General features: G+C 57.7%; 17 protein-coding genes and 2 pseudogenes. 12 read left to right on the forward strand and 7 right to left on the reverse strand.

From position 1 onward, the window contains the following. The first annotated feature begins 111 nt into the window (after window positions 1-111). On the forward strand, window positions 112-951 hold the full coding sequence (locus tag MKS85_RS26980; protein WP_188252214.1) for a DUF3800 domain-containing protein: 840 nt from the start codon (window positions 112-114) through the stop codon (window positions 949-951). 86 nt (window positions 952-1,037) lie between these two features. Here the strand turns inward: MKS85_RS26980 and MKS85_RS26985 are convergent. Further along, window positions 1,038-1,378, reverse strand: a pseudogene (locus MKS85_RS26985) (DUF6124 family protein). 243 nt (window positions 1,379-1,621) lie between these two features. Between MKS85_RS26985 and MKS85_RS26990 the strand changes: the two are divergent. Further along, a complete protein-coding gene (locus MKS85_RS26990; RefSeq protein ID WP_139048710.1) occupies window positions 1,622-1,996 on the forward strand; it encodes a lysozyme inhibitor LprI family protein in 375 nt (124 codons plus the stop codon). Between the two features lie 145 nt (window positions 1,997-2,141). On the opposite strand, the gene MKS85_RS26995 is transcribed toward MKS85_RS26990, so the two are convergent. After that, window positions 2,142-2,843: a glutathione S-transferase gene (locus MKS85_RS26995; RefSeq protein ID WP_076383155.1), complete on the reverse strand. Its 702-nt coding sequence runs from the start codon at window positions 2,841-2,843 to the stop codon at window positions 2,142-2,144. Between the two features lie 151 nt (window positions 2,844-2,994). On the opposite strand from MKS85_RS26995, the gene MKS85_RS27000 reads away from it, so the two are divergent. The 5 genes and pseudogenes from MKS85_RS27000 (at window position 2,995) to MKS85_RS29080 (ending at window position 7,400) form a co-directional block, all read left to right on the forward strand. Beyond that, on the forward strand, window positions 2,995-3,558 hold the full coding sequence (locus tag MKS85_RS27000) for a TetR/AcrR family transcriptional regulator (protein ID WP_139048709.1): 564 nt from the start codon (window positions 2,995-2,997) through the stop codon (window positions 3,556-3,558). A gap of 195 nt (window positions 3,559-3,753) precedes the next feature. Next, window positions 3,754-4,878 carry a diguanylate cyclase gene (locus MKS85_RS27005; protein WP_139048708.1) on the forward strand — a complete coding sequence of 375 codons (1,125 nt, stop codon included), beginning with the start codon at window positions 3,754-3,756 and terminating at the stop codon, window positions 4,876-4,878. Window positions 4,879-5,837: 959 nt separating this feature from the next. Continuing rightward, window positions 5,838-6,257: an organic hydroperoxide resistance protein gene (locus MKS85_RS27010; RefSeq protein WP_003196182.1), complete on the forward strand. Its 420-nt coding sequence runs from the start codon at window positions 5,838-5,840 to the stop codon at window positions 6,255-6,257. Between the two features lie 33 nt (window positions 6,258-6,290). Beyond that, window positions 6,291-6,845, forward strand: a pseudogene (locus tag MKS85_RS27015) (phage infection protein); the annotation flags it as partial. A gap of 102 nt (window positions 6,846-6,947) precedes the next feature. Next, window positions 6,948-7,400, forward strand: coding sequence for a phage infection protein (locus tag MKS85_RS29080; RefSeq protein ID WP_409078033.1), 453 nt, complete (start codon window positions 6,948-6,950; stop codon window positions 7,398-7,400). Between the two features lie 115 nt (window positions 7,401-7,515). Here the strand turns inward: MKS85_RS29080 and MKS85_RS27020 are convergent, their stop codons facing one another. From MKS85_RS27020 to tag, 4 genes are all read right to left on the reverse strand, one after another. Continuing rightward, window positions 7,516-8,304 carry an SDR family NAD(P)-dependent oxidoreductase gene (locus MKS85_RS27020; protein WP_076383157.1) on the reverse strand — a complete coding sequence of 263 codons (789 nt, stop codon included), beginning with the start codon at window positions 8,302-8,304 and terminating at the stop codon, window positions 7,516-7,518. Window positions 8,305-8,468: 164 nt separating this feature from the next. Continuing rightward, entirely contained in the window at window positions 8,469-8,822 is a 354-nt protein-coding gene (locus MKS85_RS27025) for a VOC family protein (protein WP_076383158.1), read from the reverse strand. A 508-nt stretch (window positions 8,823-9,330) separates the two neighbouring features. Continuing rightward, window positions 9,331-10,218 carry a lysophospholipid acyltransferase gene (locus tag MKS85_RS27030; protein ID WP_188252212.1) on the reverse strand — a complete coding sequence of 296 codons (888 nt, stop codon included), beginning with the start codon at window positions 10,216-10,218 and terminating at the stop codon, window positions 9,331-9,333. Window positions 10,219-10,260: 42 nt separating this feature from the next. Beyond that, complete coding sequence (gene tag / locus MKS85_RS27035) at window positions 10,261-10,818, reverse strand: DNA-3-methyladenine glycosylase I (protein ID WP_076383159.1); 558 nt, start codon at window positions 10,816-10,818, stop codon at window positions 10,261-10,263. A gap of 81 nt (window positions 10,819-10,899) precedes the next feature. On the opposite strand from tag, the gene glyQ reads away from it, so the two are divergent. The 4 genes from glyQ to MKS85_RS27055 all read left to right on the forward strand — a co-directional run bounded on the left by glyQ (window position 10,900) and on the right by MKS85_RS27055 (window position 15,308). Further along, entirely contained in the window at window positions 10,900-11,853 is a 954-nt protein-coding gene (glyQ, locus tag MKS85_RS27040; protein ID WP_022641565.1) for a glycine--tRNA ligase subunit alpha, read from the forward strand. Then, window positions 11,850-13,904 carry a glycine--tRNA ligase subunit beta gene (gene glyS, locus MKS85_RS27045; RefSeq protein WP_188252211.1) on the forward strand — a complete coding sequence of 685 codons (2,055 nt, stop codon included), beginning with the start codon at window positions 11,850-11,852 and terminating at the stop codon, window positions 13,902-13,904. Before glyQ ends, glyS begins: the two co-directional genes overlap by 4 nt. A 4-nt stretch (window positions 13,905-13,908) precedes the next feature. Further along, window positions 13,909-14,448 (forward strand): D-glycero-beta-D-manno-heptose 1,7-bisphosphate 7-phosphatase, encoded by a 540-nt coding sequence (gmhB, locus tag MKS85_RS27050; RefSeq protein WP_188252242.1) that lies wholly within the window; start codon window positions 13,909-13,911, stop codon window positions 14,446-14,448. A gap of 80 nt (window positions 14,449-14,528) precedes the next feature. Next, window positions 14,529-15,308, forward strand: a complete 780-nt coding sequence (locus MKS85_RS27055) for a 1-acyl-sn-glycerol-3-phosphate acyltransferase (RefSeq protein ID WP_047230107.1) — start codon at window positions 14,529-14,531, stop codon at window positions 15,306-15,308. A gap of 168 nt (window positions 15,309-15,476) precedes the next feature. Here MKS85_RS27055 and MKS85_RS27060 read toward each other — a convergent pair whose 3' ends face one another. Next, entirely contained in the window at window positions 15,477-16,994 is a 1,518-nt protein-coding gene (locus MKS85_RS27060; RefSeq protein ID WP_188252210.1) for a HAMP domain-containing sensor histidine kinase, read from the reverse strand. A gap of 281 nt (window positions 16,995-17,275) precedes the next feature. On the opposite strand from MKS85_RS27060, the gene MKS85_RS27065 reads away from it, so the two are divergent. Beyond that, window positions 17,276-18,010: a response regulator transcription factor gene (locus MKS85_RS27065; protein WP_076386511.1), complete on the forward strand. Its 735-nt coding sequence runs from the start codon at window positions 17,276-17,278 to the stop codon at window positions 18,008-18,010. Window positions 18,011-18,066 lie beyond the last annotated feature (56 nt).

The raw sequence follows: 18,066 nt of genomic DNA on the forward strand, positions 1-18,066 counted from the left end.
AATAATTGTCCCCAACGCATGAGGGTTTAACTCTCGTGCCTACCTTCCGAGGCCCGCTTGAGAGAAATCTCTGCGGGCTTTCGTGTTTCTATGACAAGGAGTCCGGTCACTATGACGCATTACGTCGCGTACCTGGATGAGTTCGGGCACGTCGGCCAGTACGTCTCACGCCACCATCCAAGGTACAAAACGCATCCCGCTTTCGGGTTTGCTGGTCTGATCCTTCCAGCTACCGAAATCCGCGAGTTCGCAATCTATTTCTACAAGCTAAAATGCCACCTCCTTGCGTTCGACCTTGCCAACGATAACCCCAAGAATCTGCCCGCCTATCAGTGGGAAAAGAAGGGCTCTCAGCTATACGCCCTCCGCAACGTCACCAAATATGAGCAACTCCGGCGCTCCACGTTCCGTCTCCTGAGCCACATTGAGAAAATCGGCGGTCACGTGTTCTACACAGGAGAGCACAAGACCACTGATCCTGGTGCCCATAACTCCACCGAGACGTTCAAACGGCAGCTTCTGCAGGCCGTGCGCAAAATAGACCGATTCTGCGTACAGAGCGGCTCAACCTTCATGTTGATGCTCGATGAACAACGCTGCGGTAACGAATGGCGGGAAACCAACGTGGAGGTCTGCACGCTGGCCATGTTCGAGGATGCCTCGCAAAAATGCAGGGCACTCATTGAGCCGCCAATTCAGGCCGAAAGCCATCTGTTCCAAACCATCCAGTGCGCCGACTGGATCTGCGGCCTTATCGGGCGCCTGACGGCCTTGTTGGTTGCCCCTGATGAATATCCGGAGCTGGAACCATTCGACAAATATTTTTCTGATCGTATCGCCAAAGTCACAATGCCAAGCAGCGGCCTGGAACATCAGAAGACCGCTGAGGTACCCGCCGAGCAGGCCGGAGAGACTATGCCCGATGCAACTGGTGCCCTCGCAGGCGACTAATGTCCCTCATGTAAGGCCCATAGAGCGTTAGTAAAGCAAACCCGACACAAGATGTCGGGTTTGCTTTTCGGGAGGATATTTACCTGCTATCGCGGATCGACGTTATCCAACACCCGATTCGTCAGCAATGAACTCAATTCGATCAATTGCTGGATGCCGAGAAGGATATGACGGCGCGGTCCTTCCAGGTCAAAGGCCAGGCTGCCGCCAGGGTTTCGCTGAGGTTGGCGAGGAGGGATTCGTTGTCGGCGTTTTTTGCGACGGTGAAGAGTTGGTCCGGTTGGGACGCATCTTCGGACTTTTCCGGTTTGGGTAGCAGGTAGTAATCCAAGGTGCGTTTGGCGGCTTCGTCGTGTTTTTTGCCCTTGGATTTGCTGCGCGAGGCGGTATGGTCTGTTTCAGGCGGATTCGGTGTAGGTTTGAACATGTACTAAGTCCTGTAAGTGAAGCCGTAACCCTCTAGCTACTAAACAAGGGGTGGCAGCTGTACGCAGGTTAGCGGGAGCTACGCAGCCTTTTTCAGAAATCACTTGCTCCCCAACCCCTATCAGCATTTGCCCATTGTTCAGACCGAATGAACCCTAGGATCTGCTTCATTGTTCTACAACCCTCATGATAAATTCCCCGCCGCGACCTCTAATGAATAGAGGGCATTCAAGGAGTGAAGTGAGTGATCAAGTCTTTGTTGGTTGGGACATTGCTGGCAATGGCATCAGCATCGGCATCTGCGATGAGTTGCGATAACCCTAGAAACGCCTATGACAGGACATATTGCGCGTCGCTGAAAATGGTTCAGTCGGATCAGGAAATCAACGAGCAATACAAGAAGACGATGAGTGCTCTGAACCCGGAGCAAAAGAAAAAAGTGAAAGCCGCTCAAATCCAGTGGATCAAAATCCGTGACAACGCCTGTTCCAACGATGGCCTGCTCTACCTGGACTGTGCCAATGAGAAGACAGAGGCGCGTATCGTCATACTCAAGGCTGTCGAGCGCGAGTGCCGTGCTGCCGGTTGCGACGACGCTAAGCTGTCGCGAGTCGAGTAACCCGTAAACAATGAGCACGTCGGGCTTGCTCGTGCTCTTTCAAGATTACGCTCCATCCCTTTTGCACCCGTGACTCACTTGCAGGTCGGAATACCCAGGAAAACCCGACCTAAAGCGTCGGGTTTTTCTTTGGCGGGTTTACCCACTATCGCGGCTCAACGCCACGCTCGACCATGGCACGCCATGTCTGCACGCTGGGACGTTCCTGCATCCTGGCATGCCATGCGCGCAATGCGACACATTCTTCAGGAACGGAGAGCTGCACCAGCGAGGCGAAGATCATGCCGCCCAGCACCGCAATATCGGCCATCGAGAACTTGTCACCCGCTACAAAAGGCCGGTCTTTGAGCAGGTTGTCGAAATAGCGCATGCCTCTGATCGCCTTGTCGCCCATTCGGCCGCCCCATTCTGCATTCTGGTACAGCTCGACCTTTGGGCCCAGGCCCGGCGTTGCATGGTGGAAGTACATGCTGACCGCATCGAGAAACTCGATCTCGGCGCGCTTGGTCATCATGTGGATGAGGCCTTTTTCAACAGGTGTTTCGCCCGTCAGCGTCGGTTCGCCGACCAGGCTATCCAGGTATTGGGTAATCGCCGTGCACTCGGCAATCAGCGTCCCATCGCTCAGCTCCAGCACGGGCAGTGTCCCGGAGTAATTGAGGGCCAGGAACTCGGGTTGCTTATGTTCGCCGCTCCAGAGATTCACCGACACGAATTCGATTTTCGAGAGCAATCCCTTCTCCGCCAGCGCTATGCGCACTCGGGCGGGGTAAGGGCCGTTGAACCAATCGTAAATTTTCATCGTAGGAACGGTGTAAACATCAGCGCTCTGTTGTGAAGAAGTCATGATTCGGTTACCTGCCTGTCAATTGGTAGGTAAAAGATTGGGCTGGAGATCGGGCGCTGTCAACCCCCTACCTGACAATTGGCAGGTAAGCAAATCCGGGCGTAGAATCGCGACGACATGAGTGAATCGAATTTCGAAACGAGGCCACAACGTGAACGAAAATGCTCGAGAAGCCATCTTGGCGGCAGCGAAATCCGCTGCACAACTGCACGGTTACAATGGGATAAATTTCCGTAACATTGCCGAAGAGGTGGGCATCAAGAACGCCAGCATTTATTACCACTTCCCGAGCAAGGCCGGCCTGGCCGCGGCGGTTGCTGAACGCTACTGGCAGGACACGCGGCGGGTGCTTGAAGGGATCCGGGCCGCCAATACTGATCCTAAGGAGTGCGTGCAGCTGTACGCCGCCATTTTTCGAACGTCGCTTCAGGACGGCAACAAGCTTTGTCTGTCCAGCTTCATGGCAGCCGAATACGAAGACCTTCCCGATGAGGTGTCGCGAGAGATCAGGACCTTTGTGGACGGTAACGTAACGTGGCTTGCCCAGGTATTGGCAGATGCCGGAACTGGCAGCACGCAAGAATGTGAACGCCGAGCCCTCGCTATTTACACCGCTGTGGCGGGTGCTCAGTTAATCGCGCGAACTCGGGCGGATGTGAGCCTGTTCGATGATTTGATATCGAGCTATCAGGAGGCGGGATTGCTGCCTGCCTGATCCGGTAAAGCAGACGATGCGATTTGTCTGTAGGAATGGTTGGCGCTGCTTCGCAGCCCAGCGGGAACAAGCTCCCTCGCCACGGGGTTCGGTTTAATCGGGATATCGGGACTGTGGGTGTAATTCAGTTGTTCGCCTTACTGGCAGGGTGCCACAATCGCTCTCTTTCAGTTGCGTCACGATCAGGTGGATCACATGGATTGCCCAGGATCTCGGAATGACCAGGCTTTCTTCATAGCCGAGCAGGTGCGAACTGACCGACTGCAGCAACTGTTTCGCCAATCGGTTTCTGCGGTGTTCGGGAGCTACCTCGCTGCCATCATGCTGTGTTGGCTGTGCTGGGATCGCTTTGAACACAGCGTCATCTTTTGGTGGTTGGCCATCTTGACTGGCTCGACGCTGTTGCGCATTTCGTTGTTCGTTGCCTATGTTCGCAGCGACGAAAGCGAGCGCACCCCCCAACGCTGGGAGCGCAAATACTGGATCACACTGGTATTGTCCGCCAGCATCTGGGGAGGAGGCGCATTAGCGGTCATGCCGGCGGACGATCTGTTGTCCCAGGCATTGGTCATGCTTTTTACTGTCGGCATGTCCGTCAGCGCGGTGTCCTGCTACTCCGCCTACCGTGATATGACTCTCGTCTCCATTGGCCTGGTGCTGTTGCCGTGCACCGCCTGGCTGCTGTTTCAACCGTCGCCCATTCAAGTGGGCATCGCACTCTCGATTTTGGTGTTCGCAGCATTTGCCGCCCGTGCTACACACAAAATGTCCCAGGCACTGGAAACCGCTTTTCGACTCACCCGCGAAATGGAACAGGCCAACAGCATTTCAACTCGCGCAGCCCAAACCGATGAACTGACCGGCCTGAAGAGCCGTCGGGCTTTTTTCGAGCATGCCCAACAGCTCTACGACGAATGCAAGGCCAAGCGAGTAGGGTTGTGCGCCGTCATGCTGGACATGGATCACTTCAAGCACATCAACGACACCTACGGCCATCAGGTGGGGGATCAGGTTCTGCGCCAGATGGGGGCGGTCATCAGTTCGTCGTTTCGGGGAACGGATATTCATGGCCGGCTAGGCGGGGAAGAGTTCGCCATCCTGCTTCCGGACACTTCCATCGAAGTCGCTACCCAGATTGCAGAACAGCTCATCGATACGATTGCGGGTTTGATGATCGAGCCTGTTCACTGCATATCAGCCAGCCTCGGCGTCGCGTCGACGGAGGCTTGTAATAAGGACCTTCACAGCCTGATGAACGATGCGGACAAAGCTCTGTATCGAGCAAAGGCGTTGGGGCGTAATCAGGTTGCTGTTGCTTAGAAGAAGGCCGTTTCGGCGGTATAAACTTGCACCGGAGATTGAACAGTTGAAAAAAACAGCATTAATCGGATTTATCTTTTCCTCCCTAGCAGGGTGTACCTTCACCTCCGTTGACAAGGTGGGTCCAGGCGAATATATGCTTACCAACAGTGGGAGTGTCTTCAATTCAAGGGAAGGCATGTTGGAAGATATAAATCAGAAAGCCAAAAAGCTGTGTAACGGAAAGCCGTACCGCCTGGAAGGTAATTCGGACACTCTTACGCTCGTCAGCATGCCGACTCAGATTGGTCCCACTCCAACCACCTTCCTCGCTCTGAAAGCAATTTGCTCAGATGACAGCCTCTCCAGATAACCACGGGCGACTAAACACGAGCATTGATGAGCAATGGCGGGAAGACGGAATAACTCGGGGCAAGCACACAAGTGAGCGGCCTCCGGCGTGGTCGCCGAGGTCTGCTCCGACCTGGCGACTTCCTCGACGCGCGTCTCGCGCTGGATGATCGAGGTGCGACGCTGGTTGACGAAATCTACCGCCACCCTTTCCAGGGCTTTCCTCGCTGCGCTCGACGTCTACTTGGAGCATCTGCAACGCCGTCGGAAAGGGTTTGATCAGAAGCGTCCCTGACGACATTGCCACGCAGGAGCGTGGGAATGATCGAGAAACCCACCATTCTGCTGGTGAAGCCCCTCTCTTCGAAGGCCTGCAATTGCGCTGGCCCTGCTGATACTCCCTAGCACCTCCTTCCCCTTGAATCACTTCGCCCACACGCTCTGTCGACACGGCGGCGCTTAAAAATAAATTTCCTTTCGGATCAACTGGTTAATTCAAATTCGGCAAATTTTCAAAAATTTATCTTGCGCGCAAACTATTTGTCCGTTAACTTTATCTCAACTGGTTAGCGCACAAACATTTAGCGCAAACCAAATCGATCAAACCAATCAGTAAGCGAGGAAACACCATGAACGTTCTCTATACCGCAGTCGCAACCTCCACCGGTGGCCGTGATGGCCGTGCTGTTTCCAGCGACAAGATTCTCGACGTGAAACTGGCCACACCAAAAGCCCTGGGCGGCGCCGGTGGTGAAGCCACCAACCCTGAGCAGTTGTTCGCCGCCGGTTACTCGGCCTGCTTCATCGGCGCATTGAAGTTTGTCGCCAGCCAAAGTAAACGCAGCATCCCTGCTGACGCCTCGATCACGGCACACGTCGGCATCGGCCAGATCCCTGGCGGTTTCGGTCTGGACATTGACCTGCACATCAATCTGCCGGGTCTGGATCAAGCCGATGCTCAAGCGCTGGTCGACGCGGCTCACCAGGTCTGCCCGTACTCCAACGCGACACGCGGCAACGTCGACGTCCGTTTGCACGTCACCGTCTAACTCACTTCCTCTACGAATAAAAAGGACCAGGACATGAACACTTTCAACAAAACGCTTGTTGGCTCGCTTCTCGCACTGGCGCTCGGCAATGCATTCGCATCTTCATTTGTTCAACCTACGGTCGCTGAGGGCGGCTCGGACCGGCTGATCGAAAAACGTGTCGCTGAAGGTGGTTCGGATCGGCTCATCGATAAACGTGTAGCCGAAGGCGGCTCGGATCGGCTGATCGATAAACGTGTCGCCGAAGGTGGTTCGGATCGGCTGATCGAAAATCGGGTCGCCGAAGGCGGTTCGGATCGGCTGATCGAAAAACGTGTCGCTGAAGGTGGTTCGGATCGGCTGATCGATAAACGTGTAGCCGAAGGCGGCTCGGATCGGCTGATCGATAAACGTGTCGCTGAAGGTGGTTCGGATCGGCTGATCGAAAAACGTGTCGCCGAAGGCGGTTCGGATCGGCTGATCGATAAACGTGTCGCTGAAGGTGGTTCAGATCGACTGATCGATAAACGTGTAGCCGAAGGCGGTTCGGATCGGCTGATCGATAAACGTGTCGCCGAAGGTGGTTCGGATCGGCTGATCGAAAAACGTGTCGCCGAAGGCGGTTCGGATCGGCTGATCGATAAACGTGTCGCTGAAGGTGGTTCAGATCGACTGATCGATAAACGTGTAGCCGAAGGCGGTTCGGATCGGCTGATCGATAAACGTGTCGCCGAAGGTGGTTCGGATCGGCTGATCGAAAAACGTGTCGCCGAAGGCGGTTCGGATCGGCTGATCGATAAACGTGTCGCTGAAGGTGGTTCAGATCGACTGATCGATAAACGTGTAGCCGAAGGCGGTTCGGATCGGCTGATCGATAAACGTGTCGCCGAAGGTGGTTCGGATCGGCTGATCGAAAAACGTGTCGCCGAAGGCGGTTCGGATCGGCTGATCGAAAAACGTGTCGCTGAAGGTGGTTCGGATCGGCTGATCGAAAAACGTGTCGCTGAAGGCGGTTCGGATCGGCTGATCGAAAAACGTGTCGCTGAAGGTGGTTCGGATCGGCTGATCGAAAAACGTGTCGCCGAAGGTGGTTCGGATCGGCTGATCGAAAAACGTGTCGCCGAAGGCGGCTCGGATCGCTTGATCGAAAACCGGGTAGGCTGAACAAACCCTTCAACGCTCCGAAAACGGGTCAAATCAACCCATGTTGCTTCCAAAGAAAAAACGCCGCTTATCTCTCATGAGGAAGCGGCGTTTTTTTGCAACGTGTCATAGGGCCCTAAACGATGCTATCCACCACACCACCATCCACACGCAACGCCGCACCGGTGGTGGCCGAGGCCTGTTCCGAGCTGGCATAGATGATCATGTTGGCGACTTCCTCGACGCGCGCCGCACGCTGGATGATCGAGGTGCTGCGGTGCTGGTTGACGAAATCCGCCGCTACTTTTTCCAGGCTTTCCCCGCTGCGCTCAACGTCTGCCTGGAGCATCTGGGCAACACCTTCGGAAAGCGTCGGCCCAGGCAGTACCGAATTCACCGTAACGCCGGTGCCGGCGAGGCGCTTGGCCAGGCCGCGAGCAATGGACAGTTGGGCGGTTTTGGTAAAGCCGTAGTGGATCATGTCGGCGGGGATGTTCAGACCCGATTCCGACGAGACAAACACAATCCGCCCCCAACCGCGCTCGACCATGCCCGGCGCGTAGGCCCTGGAAACCCGCACGCCCGACATCACGTTGGTTTCGAAAAAGCGCTGCCATTCGCTGTCCGGCGTTTCGAAAAAGTCTTCCTGTTTGAAAATGCCCAGGTTGTTGATGACGATATCGAAGCTTGGGTGCTTGGCGATCAGTGCCTGGCAGCCAGCCTCATGACTAAGGTCACCCACAAAGCCAGCGGCATTTGAAGCAAGGTCGCCCAACCGCTGCAACGCGTCCTCCACGCTGCTCTCGCTGCGACCATTGATGACCACGTGGGCGCCGGACTCGAGGAAGCCTTTGGCTGTGGCGAAACCAATGCCGCTGGAGGAGCCGGTGACTAAGACGTGGCGTCCGGTGAAGTCGATTTTCATGAGGGGACTCCTTGATTAATGAACCAGAGGAAGTGCGATATTTCTGAATGGACGGTAATCCGACGGATTTAGAGATGGCTTTGCCATTCCAACGTCACCGATATCGCAGGTCCTTAATCATGGACACGATTGAGGCTTTGCGCCTCCTCGTGATCAATCAGCCATCAGGAAGCCGACCACACCGCCAGCTCATAGCCATCCGGATCGATAAAGTGGAAACGTCGGCCACCGGGGAAATCGAACACTTCACGGCTGATGATCGCCCCAGCGGCCTTGAGTCTGAGTTGGGTGCCTTCAAGGTCATCCGCGTACAGGATGATTAACGGGCCGCCTGGGCGCACAGGTTCACCGGTCGTGAAGCCACCGGTCAGACGACCGTCGCTGAATTCGGTGTAGGTCGGGCCGTAGTCGACGAAACTCCAGCCGAATGCGCTCGCATAGAAGGCTTTGCTTCGGGCGATGTCGCTGACATTGAGCTCGATGTTGTCGATCTGGCGGTCATTACCTCGAATGCCCATTGACGCGTCCTTGGCTGATTGGGGATAGGCGAGCTTAGGACATTCAGCCCGCACTGTGCTTGGAAAAATAGACCTCTGTTTGCCTGAAAGAATGTGTCAGCTTGGTTGGGGCTGCTGCGCAGCCCAGCGGGAGCAAGCTCCCTCGCCACAGGGTGATGCCGTTCGGTTGGATATGTGTTGTCTGTCAGGCTCGCTCCCACAGTTTTTCCGGGTTGTTCACAGATATCGCATCCATCACAAATCCCCGTGGGANGATGCCGTTCGGTTGGATATGTGTTGTCTGTCAGGCTCGCTCCCACAGTTTTTCCGGGTTGTTCACAGATATCGCATCCATCACAAATCCCCGTGGGAACTGAGCTTGCTCGCCATAGCGGTGGTTCAGCTTGCACTGATGTTGAATGGGCCGCCGTCATCGCGAGCAAGCTCGGCTCCCACATGGGTTCTTGGGTGTTCGCATATCCTGCATTCACCACAAATCCCTGTGTCACTCATATGCAGCAACAGGCCTTCAGTACCACCGCGCCTCGCCTGGCGGGCGTTTTTTGAAGCGTTTCATGCTCCACATGTACTGGCTCGGGTAGGCGCGTACATAACGCTCCACAACCTGGCTCATGGCGGCGCAGGCGGTTTCGGTGTCGGTGCTGTACATGGCGTCTGGGGCGGCTTCGAGGATGACTTTGTAGCCGGAGCCGTCCGGCAGGCGCAGGGCGTGGAGGAATACGCCGACGGCCTTGCCACCGGCGAGCATGTTCGGTACGAACTTGCTGGTCAGGGCCTGGGTGGCGAAGAAGGGGACGAAGATACCGGCAGACTCGGCCGGTTCCGGGTCGGCGGGAATGCCCACTTGACCGCCCTTTCGGACCTCTTTGATGACGCTGAGGATACCTTCCTTAGTCGACGCCGCGACTTTGTTGCCCAGTTGCACGCGCTGTTTGCGCAGCAATTCATCCACCGCTTTAAGCTTGGGCGGACGGTAGAAAATGATCGGTTTGCACTGGCTGCAATAGAAGTGGTTGAGCACTTCCCAGTTGCCCAGGTGGCTGGTGATGCCCACCACGCCTTTGCCGGAAGCGAGCGCTTCTTTTAATACGTCCAGGCCTTCGACTTCCCGCACCAGGTCGATGGAACGCTGGGCCGGCCAGATCCAGGCGCAGGCGCTTTCGGTCAGGGATTTGCCGATGTCCTTGAGGCTTTGGCCCACCAGGCGTTCGCGCTCGGCCGGGTCCATCTCGGGGAAACACTTGGCGAGGTTGATCCGCACCACGTCGCGGGAACGATTGGGCAGCTTCCACATGAGCCAGCCAATGGCCGAACCCGACGCCTGCACCGCGCGCCAAGGCAGCAGCGCAAACAACCGCAGAGCGCCGACCAGCAAGGCGCCTTTCAACTTATCCACAGGTCACTCCTGAATTCATGGGCGTGTTGCGAGCCGGCTATTCTAACCGCCGTTTGCCAGCTCCGCGTAGCGGTCGCAGTCCTGGGTGTGGTCCATGACCATTCCCGAGGCCTGCATCAAGGCGTAACAAATGGTCGGCCCGACAAAGGTGAAGCCGGCTTTTTTCAGGCCCTTGCTCATCTGCACGGCCTGGGGCGTGATGGCCGGCACTTCGGAGCGGTCCTTGAAGTGGTTGATGACCGGCTTGCCGTCCACGAACGACCAGAGGAACGCCACCGGATCCTCCAGGGCCAGCCAGGCTTGGGCATTGCGCCGGGCCGCATTGAGCTTGAGGCGGTTGCGGATGATGCCGGGGTCGAGCATCAGCTCATCGATTTCTGCATCGCTCATCTGCGCCACGCGCTGCACGTCAAAGCCGAACAGCACTTGCCGGTAGCGCTCGCGTTTGCGCAAAACGGTGATCCAGGACAGCCCGGCCTGGAACCCTTCGAGCAAAAGCAACTCGAACAAACCCTGCGCATCGCGCAGCGGCGTGCCCCACTCCTGATCGTGATAAGCCATGTACAAAGGATCGTCAGAACACCAAAAGCAGCGTGGCATAAGGCTCCAGGGGGCGTGCGCACGAACGAATCGGGTATACTCCCGCTCTTTAAATCGCAGCCCAAGAAACAGGTGAATTTCGTGAGCCAGCCTACGCCAGCCGTGCGTACCTTCCAAGACTTGATCCTCGCCCTCCAGCAATACTGGGCCGAGCAAGGTTGCGTGGTACTTCAGCCCTACGATATGGAAGTAGGCGCCGGCACTTTCCACACTGCCACGTTTCTGCGTGCCATCGGCCCGGAAACCTGGAACGCCGCTTATGTGCAGCCCAGCCGCCGCCCGACTGACGGCCGCTACGGCGAAAACCCGAACCGTCTGCAGCACTACTACCAGTTCCAGGTGGTCCTGAAACCGAACCCGGAAAACTTCCAGGAGCTGTACTTGGGCTCGCTCAAGCACGTCGGCCTCGACCCGCTGGTGCACGACATTCGTTTCGTTGAAGACAACTGGGAATCGCCAACCCTGGGCGCCTGGGGCCTGGGCTGGGAAGTCTGGCTCAACGGCATGGAAGTGACCCAGTTCACTTACTTCCAGCAAGCGGGTGGCATCGAGTGCTACCCGGTGACCGGCGAAATCACCTATGGCCTGGAACGCCTGGCCATGTACCTGCAAGGCGTTGACTCGGTCTACGACCTGGTATGGGCCGACGGCCCGTTCGGCAAAGTGACCTACGGCGACGTGTTCCACCAGAACGAAGTGGAGCAATCGACCTACAACTTCGAACACGCCAACGTCGACAAGCTGTTCGAGTTGTTCGATTTCTATGAAAGCGAAGCCAAGCGCCTGATCGAACTGGACCAGCCGCTGCCGTTGCCGAGCTATGAAATGGTGTTGAAGGCGTCCCACACCTTCAACCTGCTGGACGCACGCCGGGCGATTTCCGTGACTGCGCGCCAGCAATACATCCTGCGTGTACGCACGCTGGCGCGTTCCGTTGCGCAAGCCTACCTGCTGGCCCGTGCCAAGCTGGGCTTCCCGATGGCGACCCCGGATTTGCGTGATGAAGTGTTGGCTAAGCTGGAGGCTGCACAATGAGTGCTCAAGATTTTCTGGTTGAACTGGGCACCGAAGAACTGCCACCCAAAGCCCTGAACACCCTGGCCGATGCGTTCCTGGCCGGTATCGAGAAGGGCCTGCAAGCCGCTGGCCTGAACTTCGAAGCCAAGCATGTCTACGCCGCGCCGCGTCGTTTGGCCGTGCTGATCACCGCCCTGGCGACCCAGCAGCCGGACCGCAGCATCAACCTCGACGGCCCGCCACGCCAGGCCGCGTTCGATGCCGACGGCAACCCAACCCAAGCCGCCCTCGGTTTCGCCAAGAAATGTGGCGTGGACCTGAGCGAAATCGACCAGAGCGGGCCGAAGCTGCGCTACAGCCAGAGCATCAAGGGCAAGCCGACCGCCAGCCTGTTGCCGACCATCGTCGAAGATTCCCTGAACGACCTGCCGATTCCCAAGCGCATGCGCTGGGCCGCGCGCAAGGAAGAGTTCGTGCGTCCGACCCAATGGCTGGTGATGCTGCTCGGTGACCAAGTCATCGACTGCACGATCCTGGCCCAGAAGGCCGGTCGCGATTCCCGCGGTCACCGCTTCCATCATCCGCAGAGCGTGCGCATCACCTCGCCGGCCAGTTACCTGGCCGACCTGCGTTCCGCCTACGTATTGGCTGACGCCAACGAGCGTCGCGAACTGATCAGCAAGCGCACCGAAGAGTTGGCCACCCAGCAGGAAGGCACCGCCATCGTGCCGCCAAGTCTGCTGGACGAAGTGACCGCGCTGGTGGAATGGCCAGTGCCGCTGGTGTGCTCGTTCGAGGAACGTTTCCTTGAAGTGCCGCAGGAAGCGCTTATCACCACCATGCAGGACAACCAGAAGTATTTCTGCCTGCTGGACGCTGAAGGCAAGTTGCTGCCGCGCTTCATCACCGTCGCCAACATCGAAAGCAAGGACCCGCAGCAGATCATCGCCGGTAACGAGAAAGTCGTTCGCCCGCGCCTGACGGACGCCGAGTTCTTCTTCAAGCAGGACAAGAAGCAACCGCTGGAAAGCTTCAACGAACGACTGCAGAACGTGGTGTTCCAGGAAAAACTCGGCAGCGTCTATGACAAGGCCGAGCGCGTTTCGAAACTGGCTGCTTTCATCGCTCCACGCATTGGCGGCGACGCCCAGCGCGCGGCCCGTGCCGGCATCCTGTCCAAGTGCGACCTGTCCACCGAAATGGTCGGTGAGTTCCCGGAGATGCAAGGCGTTGCCGGTTACTACTACGCCCTCAACGACGGCGAGCCGCAAGACGTGGCCCTGGCGCTGAACGAGCAGTACATGCCCCGCGGTGCCGGCGCTGAACTGCCGACCACCCTGACCGGTGCGGCCGTGGCCATCGCCGACAAGCTCGACACCCTCGTCGGTATTTTCGGCATCGGCATGTTGCCTACCGGCAGCAAAGACCCGTACGCCCTGCGTCGCGCGGCACTGGGTGTGCTGCGGATCCTGATCGACAAGCAACTGGACCTGGACCTGAACGACGCCGTGGCGTTCGCCGTCAATGCGTTCGGCAGCAAGGTCAAGTCTGCCGGTCTGTCCGATGCGGTGCTGGAATTCATCTTCGACCGCCTGCGTGCGCGTTATGAAGACGAAGGCGTCGATGTCGCCACCTATCTGTCGGTGCGTGCCCTCAAGCCCGGTTCGGCCCTGGACTTCGACCAGCGCGTCCAAGCGGTGCAGGCTTTCCGCCAACTGCCGGAAGCAGCAGCGCTGGCGGCGGTGAACAAGCGGGTGTCGAATCTGCTGAGCAAGGCCGAGCCTACAATTTTCGCCGTACCTGAGGCGCGGTACTTTGATAACGCCGTGGAGTTCTCACTCAACTCGGCTATCCAGCAGGCGTCTACGTCCGTGCAACCGCTGATGGAAAAGCGCGAGTATGCCGAAGCGCTGGCACGCCTGGCAGCACTGCGCGATCCTGTCGATGCGTTCTTTGAAGCCGTGATGGTGAATGCGGACAACGAAGATGTTCGCAAGAATCGCTATGCACTGCTGGCGCGCCTGCGGGGCCTGTTCCTCAATATTGCCGACATTTCCATGCTGGGTTGAGGGGCTGCTGTTGAAACTGCTGATTCTCGATCGGGACGGAGTGATCAACCACGACTCCGACGCTTATATCAAATCGGTGGAGGAGTGGTTGCCGCTCCCCGGTTCGATCGAAGCCATCGCGCAGTTGAGCAAGGCCGGCTGGACGGTGGCGGTTGCCACCAACCAGTCGGGCGTTGCCCGCGGTTACTACGACCTCGCGGTCCTTGAGGCCATGCATGAGCGCTTGCGCGCATTGGTGGCCGAGCAGGGCGGTGAAGTCGGGCTGATCGTCTACTGCCCGCACGGGCCGGACGAAGGTTGTGATTGCCGCAAGCCCAAGCCGGGCATGTTGAAAACCATTGCCGCTCACTACGATGTAACGCTGGCGGGAGTGTGGTTCGTCGGCGATAGCCTGGGTGACCTGGAGGCGGCCAAGGCCGTCGATTGTCAGCCCGTTTTGGTAAAGACCGGCAAAGGCGAGAAGACTCTGGGCAAGACCCTGCCGGTGGGCACCTTGATTTTTGAAGACTTGGCGGCGATTGCCGCTGAACTTATCCACAATTAGAGCTCCCAAGACATCCTGATCAAGGACTGTTCGGGAAGCGCTTAAACAGTCGGGCACTGCCCGCAACGGTAAATGCCGCTATGTCGATATTGCAGGCCATCAGAACCTTTCTCTTTTACCTGCTGCTGGGCACCAGTTCGTTGTTGTGGTGCACGTTGAGTTTTTTTGTAGCGCCTTTCATGTCGTTCAGGACGCGCTACCGTTTTATCAATGTGTACTGGTGCCGTTGCGCGCTGTGGCTGAGCAAGGTTTTTCTGGGGATACGGTATGAAGTAAAAGGCGCCGAAAACGTGCCTGAGCGGCCGTGCGTGATCCAGTCCAACCACCAGAGCACCTGGGAGACTTTCTTCCTTTCGGCTTACTTCGAGCCCCTGAGCCAAGTGCTCAAACGTGAGCTGCTGTTCGTACCTTTCTTCGGCTGGGCCATGGCAATGCTGCGCCCCATCGCCATTGACCGGGACAACCCCAAGGTTGCTCTCAAGCAAGTGGCGAAAAAAGGTGATGAGCTACTCAAGGACAAGGTTTGGGTTTTGATCTTTCCAGAGGGTACCCGTGTTCCCTACGGGACGATCGGCAAATTCTCCCGCAGTGGCAGCGCATTGGCGGTAAACGCTGACCTGCCGGTGCTGCCGATTGCACACAATGCCGGCAAGTTCTGGCCCAAGGGTGGCTGGCTCCGGACACCGGGCGTCATCACCGTGGTGATCGGCAAGCCCATGTATGCCGAAGGTAGCGGGCCCCGCGCCATTGCCGAGCTCAATGAACGCGTACAAACCTGGAACGAACAGACCCAACGGGAGATGGGTTCGCTTCCACCCGGTCCTGTCGCGGAAGTGCCCACGGAACAAGCCGCTGTTTGATATCTGTGGATAACCTGTGCACCGTTTTTTCGAAATTCGTTACTTTTATGTTTTATGTCTTTGTTTTTAATACATATTTCATAAACACATAAAAGCCACGTACAGGTGCATAAGTTTTTTATAGCACCAAAAGATCGTCCGAAGGCTCGGGCCGCGTTCGGACGATCTTTACTCCGCCAACAACGGGAATCGCAGGCTGAACGTCGTGCCTTTGCCTACCACGCTATGGCATTCGATTTTCCCCTCGTGATGGTCCACCACGGCCTTGACCATCGACAGTCCCAAGCCAATGCCATCCACACCGTGAGCCGAGGAAAACCGTCGATACTGGCTGAACAGGTCCGGTAGTTCTTCGGCGCTGATGCCCTTGCCCTGGTCGGCGACATTGCAGGTCAACCAACCCGACGTGCAATGAACCTGCAGGGAAATGCAGGCGTCGGACGGGCTGTACTTGATGGCATTTTCCAGCAGATTGAACAGGGCACGGGTCAGCAATGATTGATCCGCGCTCACCATCGCCTCTTCGTCCTCTATTTCATGAATTAACTGGATGCGTTTTGCCTGGGCGATGGGCAGCGCCTGGTCAAGTACATCCAGGACCAACATGGCGAACAGCGTCGGCTGGAATTGATACGCCTCAGACTCGGCCTTGGCCAGTTGCACAAAGCCGTCGGTCAATTCCAGGGCGCGACGCACCTGCCGCTCGATCTGATCGAAGAGCGGATTATTCGCTCCGTTCTGATGCCGCTGCACATCCAGCAGGGCCAGGATCGCCGAGTGGGGCGCGCGCAAATCATGGGACAAAAAACGCAACATGACGCTGCGCTGCTCTTCGGCTTCGCGCTCCGCGCTCAGGTCGATGAGGCTCAGTAACCAGCCTATCGGCGCCTCTCCATCAACCGGCAATAGCGGGGCTCGTTCCAGACGCAGGCTGCGCTCCCGGCTGTCGCGAAACTCCACCAGGGGTAATGTGGATAACCGGTGAGGCACCCCGCGTTCCAGTCCTGGGTAACCCAGCTGCGCGAGATGCTCCAATACATCGCCCCCCGCCAAGCCACGGCCGAAGAGATCACGCGCTTTGCGGTTACCCAGCAATATCTTGCCCTGAGGATCGCTGATCATTGTTGCCACGGGCAGGTATTCGAGGCCATCGGCAATAAAGCGGCGGGTGTCCCGGGTTCTCCCCATGGCTTGCTCCAGGGCCATGATCTGGCCCTGCAAGCGGTCGCTGCCCGTGTAGGGCGCACGACGCCGTTCGGGGAACACCTTGGGCTCCGCATCCAGGCGCGCCAGTTCCCAGCCAAAGTAGGCCAGCACCACGCTCAGCCGCCGCCAATTCCAGATCAGATAGCCAAACACGATGCCCAGCACGCTCGCCATGGGCGACCACCACCAACCTTCAGCCGCAAGTACGACACTGATCAGCAGGGCCATGCTCATGCCACCCACTGTCGTCCACAGCGCCAGGCGAGGGCGCAGCAATAGAAACCCCAGCACAACAGCGACCACAAACACCGACAACAACGCCGCTTCTGGCCCGTGGCGTGTTGGCTGGGTACTGAACGACAACAACGCGGTGAGCGGTAATAGAAGAAGACTTATCCACAACCATTCCCGTACCAATTGGCGAAACATGCGTTGGACTTGGGTCGGTTCACGGCTTTCACGACGACGCTGGTTGCTCATAAGCACCCTGACAGAACATAGGAACGGGGGATTTTTTTCATGGGGGGTCGCGTGTCGCCCCAGCAGGCTGAAGACCAAAGACTATAGCGGACTCGATAGGTGGCGCGCTGCTACCTTTCCCTGCGCGTCATGAGCCGGTATTGTCACTGCCAGCGACAGGGGACCTGCAACCCGACAACTTATCGGCCCGCCGAGGTTACATCGGGCAAGTGGAATATTTGTTCAGATTGCAGGCCACCCTGATGATGTCCGTTACTCTCGAGATCAAGGAATCGCATCCCATGCGTGTCGCCATACTGGATGACGAACCGGCCGAGCTGCGCCGGGTGGAACAGACACTGCAACAAATCCCCGGCAGGGGCGAGCAAGCCTGGACCTTGCACAGTTTTGAGCGCGGCGAAGACCTGTTGCGGCAGCTGCGCCGGGAAACCTTCGACCTGTTGATCCTCGACTGGCAATTGCCCGACATCAGCGGGTTGTCGCTGCTGCGCTGGACGCGGGAGCACATGGACTCGCCCCCGGCCGCCATCATGCTCACCAGCCGCGACGGCGAGCACGATGTGGTCCAGGCCCTCAACGCCGGGGCCGACGACTACGTGAGCAAACCCTTCAGGCCTAACGAACTCAAGGCCCGGGTCACAGCCGTGTTGCGACGCCATAACCTGCAACGTGCTCCAGCCAGCGACGTGCTGGTATTCAACGACCTGGAATTCGACGACGCCGAACTGACCGTCACCCGCGCCGGTATCCCCATCAGCCTGACCGAACGGGAATACCGCCTGGCCCGCTGCCTGTTCGCCAACCTGGGCCGTCCACTGTCCCGGGAGTATTTCTACGAGCGCTTCTGGACCCACGAGGAAATGACCTCGTCGCGCCCGCTCGACACCCACATCTACCGTCTGCGCAACAAACTCGGGCTGACGGCGGATCGGGGTTGGCAGTTGCTGACGATTTATGGGTATGGGTATCGGTTGGAGAGTGTGGCGGCGGGGAGTGAAGCTTCGGTGGCGAGTTAGGGTTAGGGCCAACGGTGTCTAGTCCTGAAATAGGTTTACACCTGTTTCAGTCTCAA

Origin of the sequence: Pseudomonas sp. JL2, assembly GCF_031570495.1 — a bacterium.
GTDB classification, from domain to species: Bacteria; Pseudomonadota; Gammaproteobacteria; order Pseudomonadales; family Pseudomonadaceae; genus Aquipseudomonas; species Aquipseudomonas rhizophila.